The 2,469-nt window shown below is 68.8% G+C and carries 1 protein-coding gene and 1 pseudogene; one reads left to right on the top strand and one right to left on the bottom strand.

What is annotated here, in order from left to right; translation table 11 throughout:
• Positions 1-270, top strand: a pseudogene (locus ACNQQL_RS35815) (peptide-binding protein); the annotation flags it as partial.
• Positions 271-427: 157 nt separating this feature from the next.
• Here the strand turns inward: ACNQQL_RS35815 and ilvD are convergent.
• Positions 428-2,287, bottom strand: coding sequence for a dihydroxy-acid dehydratase (gene ilvD / locus ACNQQL_RS35810; RefSeq protein WP_347069649.1), 1,860 nt, complete (start codon positions 2,285-2,287; stop codon positions 428-430).
• Positions 2,288-2,469: the final 182 nt, after the last annotated feature.

Raw genomic sequence — 2,469 nt, 5'->3', positions numbered from 1 at the left:
GGCTGGAACGGTGCGAACCGCACGCCGGCGCCGGCGGCACCTGCGCCTGCGCCGATGCAGGCCGCGCCGGGCAATGCCCGGCCGGCGGGCCCGCCGCCGGCCGTATTGCGCCCGTCTCCCGCGCCGGGCGGTGAAGCCCGTCCGATGCCGCCCGTGCATCAGGGAGGCGGCGGCGGTGGCGGTGGTTACGCGCGGCCGCAAGGCGGCGGAAACGGCGGCGGTAACCGCGGTGGTGGCGGAGGCGGCGGTACCGACGAATACCGTCATTGACCGCGCCGGCCCCGCGATTTCTCCGTGCGCAGGACGAAAAAAAGCCGCTCCGGAGAGCGGCTTCTGGATCAGGCGAGCGGGCGCCGGGCGGTTGTGTGGCGCCGCAGCCCGAGCGGACTGTCCGTCGCCGGTTACCCGTCGTCGGTAGGCCGCCCCGTCAGTCGTCGAGCAGCGACAGGTCGCGCACCGCGCCCTTGTCGGCCGACATGACCAGCTTCGCGTACGCCTTCAGCGCCGCGGACACCTTGCGCGGACGCGGCTGCGCCGGCTTCCAGCCCTTCGCGTTCTGCTCTTCGCGGCGGCGCGCCAGTTCCTCGTCCGACACCAGTACGTCGATCGTGCGGTTCGGGATGTCGATGCGGATCCTGTCGCCGTCGCGCACGAGGCCGATCGCGCCGCCCGCTGCCGCTTCCGGCGAGCAGTGACCGATCGACAGGCCCGACGTGCCGCCCGAGAAGCGGCCGTCCGTCAGCAGCGCGCATGCCTTGCCGAGCCCCTTCGACTTGATGTAGCTGGTCGGGTAGAGCATTTCCTGCATGCCGGGGCCGCCCTTCGGGCCTTCGTAGCGCACGATCACCACGTCGCCCGCCTTGACCTTGTCGTTCAGGATGTTCTCGACCGCTTCGTCCTGCGATTCGGTCACGTGAGCCGAGCCTTCGAACACGAGGATGCTTTCGTCGACGCCGGCCGTCTTCACCACGCAGCCGTCGAGCGCGATGTTGCCCGTCAGCACGGCGAGGCCGCCTTCCTTCGAGAACGCATGCTCGTACGAGCGGATGCAGCCTTCGGCGCGGTCGAGGTCGAGGCTCGGCCAGCGCGTGTCCTGGCTGAACGCGACCTGCGTCGGGATGCCGGCCGGGCCGGCCAGGTAGAACGTGCGGACCGCGTCGTCCTGCGTGCGCACGATGTCCCACTGGTCCAGCGCATCCTTCAGCGTCGGTGCGTGGATGGTCGGCACGTCGGTGTGCAGCTTGCCGGCGCGCTCGAGCTCGCCGAGGATCGCCATGATGCCGCCCGCGCGGTGCACGTCCTCGATGTGGTACTTGTTCGTGTTCGGCGCGACCTTGCACAGCTGCGGCACGGTGCGCGACAGGCGGTCGATGTCCTTCATCGTGAAGTCGATGCCGGCTTCCTGCGCGATCGCCAGCAGGTGCAGGATCGTGTTGGTCGAGCCGCCCATCGCGATGTCGAGCGTCATCGCGTTCTCGAACGCCTTGAAGCCGACCGAGCGCGGCAGCACGCGTTCGTCGTCCTGCTCGTAGTGCTGGCGCGTCAGTTCGACGATGCGGCGGCCGGCGCGCTTGAACAGTTGCTCGCGATCGGCGTGCGTGGCGACCACCGTGCCGTTGCCGGGCAGCGACAGGCCGAGCGCTTCGGTCAGGCAGTTCATCGAGTTCGCGGTGAACATGCCCGAGCACGAGCCGCAGGTCGGGCAGGCCGAGCGTTCGACTTCGGCGACGTCGGCGTCCGAATACGACTGGTCGGCCGCGATCACCATCGCGTCGACGAGGTCGAGCTTCTTCAGTTCGACGGTCTTGGTGACCGGGTTCGCGAGGCGCGTCTTGCCGGCTTCCATCGGGCCGCCCGACACGAAGATCACCGGAATGTTCAGGCGCATCGCGGCCATCAGCATCCCCGGCGTGATCTTGTCGCAGTTCGAGATGCACACCATCGCGTCCGCGCAGTGCGCGTTCACCATGTATTCGACCGAGTCGGCGATGATGTCGCGGCTCGGCAGCGAATAGAGCATGCCGTCGTGGCCCATCGCGATGCCGTCGTCGACCGCGATCGTGTTGAATTCCTTCGCGACGCCGCCGGCAGCCTCGATCTCGCGCGCGACGAGCTGGCCGAGATCCTTCAGGTGCACGTGCCCGGGCACGAACTGGGTGAACGAGTTGACCACCGCGATGATCGGCTTCGAGAAATCGTCGTCTTTCATGCCGGTGGCGCGCCACAGCGAGCGCGCACCTGCCATGTTGCGGCCGGCGGTGGAGGTTTTGGAACGGTAAGTGGGCATTGTGGTTGCTGAAGAAATATCGCGAAAAAGGGTGGAGGCACGGGAATAAAGGCCTCTCTCGCGCCCGTGCGAACAACCTCTTGAGCTGCGCCCTGGGCAAACCGGGCGATTATCCCACAGCCGCCGGGGGCGTGGCGCCCGCGGGCCGGCGGCCGGCGCGTCCGGCGGGCGCAGCGCGGCGC

The sequence above is a fragment of the Burkholderia sp. LFS061 genome (genome assembly GCF_047978125.1).
GTDB lineage: Bacteria > Pseudomonadota > Gammaproteobacteria > Burkholderiales > Burkholderiaceae > Burkholderia > Burkholderia pyrrocinia_C.
This window is presented reverse-complemented; position numbering and strand designations above follow the sequence as displayed.

Bases quoted from the DNA above. Each gene is read 5' to 3' on its own strand.
- ilvD (WP_347069649.1), bottom strand. From the start codon at position 2,287: ATGCCCACTTACCGTTCCAAAACCTCCACCGCCGGCCGCAACATGGCA.